Below are 6,000 nucleotides of genomic sequence, written 5' to 3'. Positions count from 1 at the left end.
AGGCTTGTTTCAAACTTTCGCGTTCATTCTGCAAGCAGAATGTTTACTCACTCGTTGTTCAGTTTTCAAAGATCAAACATTCAATTTAGTGCTGTTTTTCATGTTGTCGTCGTTTCAGCGGCGACTTTTATAATATATCATGTTGAAGTTCTCTTTGCAAGCATTATTTTTTCGATTATTTTCAATCGCTTTATTTTCATGCTTCTTTCCGTGAACCGCTCCTAAAAAAGGAACGAAAATTAATTTACCATATGAAATTAGAAAGGTCAACCCTTTTTCGACAAAAAGTATGAACCCCTCAGCAATTTCACATTCTCATAGTTCAGAGGTACAGCACCCGCTATGAAGAGCCGCACCTCCCTTCCACTACTGTAAATCGAATATATGACCAGCTTCAGCATTATGGCTTCGACTTTTTCAGCTTCCCACCTCTGGCGTACTTGGACAACTCTTTTGGCGGGGCAAAGCGTGCATACATGCGGAACACAGTCTTATATCGGCTCGCGATAGCATATTTGATCTCTTGGTCAAGACGATTATCACTTAGATCGAAAAGCATCTCATCTAATTCTTTACGCAGCACATAGTCTAGTTCCTTGCATTCCTTCTCGTTAAACAACATACCCAGCATTAGAGTTCTCCTTTTTGTGCATAGCCTCTTTATCACACTTACACAAGTTTCATGCAACACCCCGTGCATTCTCGCTTTTGTGGGTGCTGCTGAAACCCGTTTTATTGTTATGGTCAACTTTCTGAAAATTTATGAATGCCAACCATCACAAAATTTTATCCTCTCACCAGAGTATACGTAAGTGTGCTTTCGATGATTGCTGCAACAAGAAGCAAGATGACAACCCAAAAGGATGCCGTTAGCGTCCTATTCATGAATGCTCTCCACCGGGTACCCATCGTATTTCGCTTGTCACTTCCAAGTTGTGCAAGGCTTTTGATAACCAGACCACCAAACTTCAGTCCGAAGGCGCAAGCAATGATAATGACCGGAATCTCAATAATGCCATGCGGAAGTAAACCTTTAACCACAATGTCATAGAAGCTTGCTCCATAATTCATCGTGGTGTGCACCACAAATCCAAGGACCATCCCATTGATCAGCAGGAAGATGACAGGCAGAATTCCGAAGAATATACCGGCATAGATGACAAGTACACTTTTGATGGCATTATTGAAAAAGATAAACAGAAAGAAGTTCCATTGCACATTGCCCCCCTGCTCCAGCCGTTCACTGACTTCACGTAATCCTCCGATTTGGTTCAACAACAGTTCTTCCAGTGGCCCTGTACTCACCCATCCTGCCCCTATACCAACAGCAAACAAAACTACGGACCAGATTAATGCACTACGGATGGAACCAAGATCTTTAAGAAATGTACTGAATTTTAACATAATAACCTCCTGTAGAATCTAAAATGATGGACAAACAAGGATCAGTGACGAATAACTGGGCAGTACGAGCATACATTGGAGAGTAAACAAGCATTTCTTATGGGAGAGGGGCGCTTATTGAAATGAACTCGTTCTATGTATTTAGCGGCAAAAAGATTAAACGGTACCTGATTGTCCTCGTTGCTGCCATCTTTGCGATCGGTATTATCTATCTGGAGAGAGGCAATGTCTCCGTATTCTCGGAGGAAGCACCATCCGCCGTCTACAGCGTTCCAACCGAGAAGAAGGTAATCGCACTTACCTTTGACATTAGCTGGGGGGATAAACGGACAGAGCCGATTCTGAAAGTTCTTCAGGAGAATAAAGTGCAGAAGGCAACCTTTTTCCTTTCCTCCCCCTGGAGCAAGACACACCCCGAAATTGTTACTGCCATCAAAGAGGCAGGATATGAAATTGGCAGCCATGGTCACAGACATGAGAACTACAGCAGCCTGACTGAAGAAGAAATTCGCAAAGAAATTTCGACAGCTCATAGCATTTTAACCGATTTAACGGGAAAAGAACCGAAATTACTACGTCTGCCCAACGGGGACTTTGACAAGCGAGTGCTTCAGGTAGCCAATAGTCTGAATTATCAGGTTGTGCAGTGGGATACCGACTCCTTGGATTGGAAAAACCCTGGTGTACAGACCATTGTTGATCGCGTAGTAAGCAAGGCACATCCAGGGGACATCGTACTGCTGCATGCAAGCGATTCCTCCAAACAAACGCATGAAGCACTCCCTGTAATTATCGACAAGTTGAAAAATCAGGGCTATGAATTTGTTACCGTGTCTGAGTTGCTCAACCATTCCAGTGTGGAAGGTAAGGAAGTTCGTGACCAAGCCAGCGGTCAATGATTACTCAATTATGAGCTATAGCTCAAATAGGTGCTTAAAAGTTGAAAAGAGCTAACCAGGTTAGCTCTTTTTGGTATGTTTTTTGTGCAAAATGAATTCTATGCTCGGCTTTCTTTCAACTGTTCTGCCTTTCCACTTACACTCCGGTTCGTCGATACATCCACCAGCCTGTGCAATATCAGCATTTGGTATGCATTACATAGGAGCAAGGGAACCACAATAAATATGGTTGCAGCATTCACATCAATACGTAATACGCCGATCGTCTCCACTATGGTGACGGCAATCATGAAAAAGAGTGTAGGTACAAGCGCGGAGATATGAGTCAGCTTTACTTTAACGTAAGCGGTAACAATTGCAGCTGCCAAAATAATGATACCTAACACAATATCCGATATGCGTTCCCGGTCTCCCCCAACAAACAGGCGTAAAAACATCACGTCAAGCAGGGCTAACACCGTTAGTACAATCTGCACGATCTGCCAACCGCGCTTTGGAAATACACCTTTACCCATATAATTCAATATCAGATATGCAAAGAAACCCATTTGTGAATACACGCTGATCATAACCCCTGATCCAAATAAGATCAAAAGATACAGAAGAAAATCATTCAATCCATTTGTTTTCTCCCCGTTCACCAGCATCATAATCAATCCTGTACCCAATGCTCCCGCGGCCCCAATAAGCAAGGCTGTCCAAAACAGGAAAAACCATTTACGTAAATTCAAAAGTTTTCCACCCCCGAGTGTTTATTTTACCAACCTTCTCAGCAAAAAACCATCATTGCTCAACATATTTCCCCCTTTCCCATCACATACTACATCCAGTATCTAATCAAGGAGGGATTGTACACATGAAACGGCCTTTGTGGCAGCTATGCTGTGTCGTACTGGGGCTATCCGTCATGCTTGCCGGCTGCGGTTCAGATCAGAGTTCTTCGCCTCCTCAGGGCAGTTATAAAGAGATGAAAACAATGGTTGTAGATATCTTAAAAAGTGATGAAGGCAAGAAAGCGGTGGAGGAAGCTCTTACAGGTCAAAGCTCATCCAGCGGAAGCAGCGGTTCTGAAGAAGGCGGCGGTTCGGGTGGTGCTTCGGGATCCATTGGTATGAAAATGTTAATGCCTGTGCAATCTTCGGAACAAATACGTATTGCAGTAAAAGATACCATCACAGCTCCCGAATATAAGAAGGAATTCGAAAAGATCATGACCGATCCGCAGTTTGCGGGTGAATTTGCCAAAGTGATCAACGCACAAAGTAAACAGCTTCATATGCAATTGATTAAAGATCCCACATATCAAAAGTCTGTTGAAGACATCATGAAGTCACCTGAGGTATCCAAGATGTTCATGGATATGACGAAGACTCCGGATTATCGTAAACAGACGATGACTGTCATGCAGGAAGTGATGCAAAACCCGTTGTTCCGCATGGAAGTACTCACTTTGCTCAAGAAGGTAGTACAGGACGAATTGCAACCTAAAGTGCAAAGTGGCGGACAACAGGGGCAAGAACAAGGCGGACAGCAAGAGGGTCAGGGCGAAGGTGGTGGTGATGGCGGAGATGGTGGAAGCAGTGGAGATTCGGGCGGCGGATCATAAACAGTAGGTGTTAATACGCACCACAGATACTGAAAAGCCTGCATCCAAATGGACGCAGGCTTTATTTGTATTTATAACACTCATACCATTAGAATTTGGATTCAATGGACCGGGCAACTTCATCGTAGATAGCCCCTATACGGGAATCTGCTTTGTAAACCGAAGGTGAGAAATCAGGCTCGGAAGGATGATTATCCGGCGTGCCTAATGGAATCTGGGCAAGCAGGCTTGTATGCAGACTTTCCGCAAGTCTTCCCCCGCCTCCACGACCAAAGACATAATCCTTCTCTCCGCAACTGCCACACTCATAATAAGCCATATTCTCAACCACACCAAGTAACTCATGATCGGTCTGAATGGCCATTGCACCCGCACGTGCTGCGACAAAAGCTGCCGTTGCATGCGGCGTGGTAACGATGATTTCCTTACTCTGTGGCAACATCTGATGCACATCCAAAGCAACATCTCCCGTACCTGGTGGCAAATCCAGTAATATATAATCCAATTCGCCCCACTGGACATCCGTAAAGAATTGACGCAACATCCGACCTAGCATGGGTCCACGCCAGATTACCGGATTGTTCTCCCGAATAAAGAAGCCCATCGACATGACTTTGACGCCAAAACGTTCAACCGGTTGAATAACGCCATCTTCAACGACCGGATATTCTTCAATCCCCATCATGTCGGGTACACTGAAGCCATAGATATCCGCATCAATTAAGCCCACTTTCTTGCCTTGACGTGCCAAGGCTGCAGCCAGATTAACGGTTACCGTTGATTTACCAACGCCACCTTTACCACTGGCCACAGCAATAAAACGAACACCTGATTCAGGACTTAACAGCTCATGTCCATCCAGACCCGCTGCGTGACCTTTTACGAGCACTTCGTCCCGATCTGGCTCATTATCGGGTTGTCCCATATTCAGGCTCTCACGATCATGCTCAGAAGCTGCACGCACACGAATATGGGCATCCTTCATTCCGTGCTGGGACAACAGATTACGCGTTGCATCAGTCAAGGCTGTTGTATCCTCAGGTCGATTTTCCAGTGTCACTATGGTCAGAGCCACATGATTTTCTTTCACCATAATATCTCGAACCCATTCCAGTTCGGTCAGACTTACTCCCAATTGTGGTTCTTGTAATGGCTGTAATAGTTCAAGTATCTGTTCTTTTGATAACATCAGACAGCACCTCAGCTTTATCTATTGGCATGTAATTAGGTATGCTGATCCAATTATATCATTACCTTTCTTGTTCTGACTAACTTTTAGGCCGTTCTCCTGAGGAATATCTGAGAATTCCATTATAGATCGAAGCAGCTACCTTACGTTGATAAGCTTCGTCAGCAAGCATACGTGCCTCTTCCGGATGAGAAAGGAAACCCACTTCTACCAGCGCTGAAGGGATCTTCAGAGCCTGTAACAGATAAACCGTATTCACCGTTTTGGCGATCCGATCTGTATTCTCCAGGTTACGAACCATCTCTTGTTGAAGCAGATTAGCCAAACCTTCATTATCCGGATGGTTCGTTGTATAGAAAACCTGCGCTCCACTCCATCGGTTGGATGGGACACTGTTCATGTGAATGCTAATAAAGAGATCTGCTTGCTTATCCTCTATCCGCCGTACTCTTTGTTTCAGATCTTCCGTCTTTCGTTTGGAGTACCCCTTGGTGTCCGATTCCGCCAAATCAGTGTCTATTTCTCGTGTCATAACCACTAAGGCCCCTGCCTGTTGCAAATAATCTCTCACATACAGGGCGATAGACAGATTGATATCTTTTTCAATAACCCCCTGTTTACTTACCGCTCCTCCATCTGGACCTCCGTGTCCTGCATCAATGGCAATGACTTTACCCGCCATCGGCAAACTCCAATAACCTGACGTCTTAGCGGAAGGCAGTTCATAGGACATTACCGCCACTAACATGGCCAGTAGACAGAGACTCAGCATGACCCTTTTGATTGTTTTTAGCCTAATCCAGACTACAAAGTGTTTCCCCATATTTTTACGCATAAAAAAACCACCTCGTCCCTATAAATGACTCTAATCATCTATATGGGACAAGATGGACAAATATACC

The 6,000-nt window shown here is 44.5% G+C and carries 8 protein-coding genes; 3 read left to right on the top strand and 5 right to left on the bottom strand.

Annotation, left to right across the window (positions count from 1 at the left end):
• Window positions 1-225: hypothetical protein (locus tag C170_RS31285; protein ID WP_235200720.1), on the top strand; the 225-nt coding region annotated here is incomplete at its 5' end.
• Between the two features lie 175 nt (window positions 226-400).
• On the opposite strand, the gene C170_RS05735 is transcribed toward C170_RS31285, so the two are convergent.
• Entirely contained in the window at window positions 401-631 is a 231-nt protein-coding gene (locus C170_RS05735; RefSeq protein WP_017692114.1) for a hypothetical protein, read from the bottom strand.
• Window positions 632-786: 155 nt separating this feature from the next.
• On the bottom strand, window positions 787-1,404 hold the full coding sequence (locus C170_RS05730; protein ID WP_036607221.1) for a stage II sporulation protein M: 618 nt from the start codon (window positions 1,402-1,404) through the stop codon (window positions 787-789).
• A gap of 122 nt (window positions 1,405-1,526) precedes the next feature.
• Here C170_RS05730 and pdaB point away from each other — a divergent pair, with 122 nt between their 5' ends.
• Window positions 1,527-2,303 (top strand): polysaccharide deacetylase family sporulation protein PdaB, encoded by a 777-nt coding sequence (gene pdaB / locus C170_RS05725; protein WP_036607219.1) that lies wholly within the window; start codon window positions 1,527-1,529, stop codon window positions 2,301-2,303.
• Between the two features lie 98 nt (window positions 2,304-2,401).
• Here the strand turns inward: pdaB and C170_RS05720 are convergent, their stop codons facing one another.
• Complete coding sequence (locus C170_RS05720; protein WP_036607218.1) at window positions 2,402-3,034, bottom strand: KinB-signaling pathway activation protein; 633 nt, start codon at window positions 3,032-3,034, stop codon at window positions 2,402-2,404.
• A 125-nt stretch (window positions 3,035-3,159) separates the two neighbouring features.
• Between C170_RS05720 and gerD the strand changes: the two genes are divergently transcribed.
• Window positions 3,160-3,909, top strand: a complete 750-nt coding sequence (gene gerD, locus C170_RS05715; protein ID WP_036607216.1) for a spore germination lipoprotein GerD — start codon at window positions 3,160-3,162, stop codon at window positions 3,907-3,909.
• 88 nt (window positions 3,910-3,997) lie between these two features.
• Here the strand turns inward: gerD and C170_RS05710 are convergent, their stop codons facing one another.
• Together C170_RS05710 and cwlD are read right to left on the bottom strand one after the other, a co-directional pair.
• Entirely contained in the window at window positions 3,998-5,098 is a 1,101-nt protein-coding gene (locus tag C170_RS05710; RefSeq protein ID WP_036607214.1) for an Mrp/NBP35 family ATP-binding protein, read from the bottom strand.
• 79 nt (window positions 5,099-5,177) lie between these two features.
• The gene (cwlD, locus tag C170_RS05705) at window positions 5,178-5,933 is read right to left on the bottom strand and encodes an N-acetylmuramoyl-L-alanine amidase CwlD (protein WP_036607212.1); all 756 of its coding nucleotides are present in this window, start codon (window positions 5,931-5,933) and stop codon (window positions 5,178-5,180) included.
• Window positions 5,934-6,000: the final 67 nt, after the last annotated feature.

The sequence above is a fragment of the Paenibacillus sp. FSL H7-689 genome, assembly GCF_000517905.1.
In the GTDB taxonomy this organism is placed as follows: Bacteria; Bacillota; Bacilli; order Paenibacillales; family Paenibacillaceae; genus Paenibacillus; species Paenibacillus amylolyticus.
This window is presented reverse-complemented; position numbering and strand designations above follow the sequence as displayed.

Excerpts from the sequence above, each read along its gene's own strand:
- C170_RS05735 (WP_017692114.1), bottom strand. The coding sequence starts at position 631 with ATGCTGGGTATGTTGTTTAACGAGAAGGAATGCAAGGAACTAGACTAT.
- C170_RS05730 (WP_036607221.1), bottom strand. The coding sequence starts at position 1,404 with ATGTTAAAATTCAGTACATTTCTTAAAGATCTTGGTTCCATCCGTAGT.
- pdaB (WP_036607219.1), top strand. The coding sequence starts at position 1,527 with ATGAACTCGTTCTATGTATTTAGCGGCAAAAAGATTAAACGGTACCTG.
- gerD (WP_036607216.1), top strand. The coding sequence starts at position 3,160 with ATGAAACGGCCTTTGTGGCAGCTATGCTGTGTCGTACTGGGGCTATCC.
- C170_RS05710 (WP_036607214.1), bottom strand. The coding sequence starts at position 5,098 with ATGTTATCAAAAGAACAGATACTTGAACTATTACAGCCATTACAAGAA.
- cwlD (WP_036607212.1), bottom strand. The coding sequence starts at position 5,933 with ATGCGTAAAAATATGGGGAAACACTTTGTAGTCTGGATTAGGCTAAAA.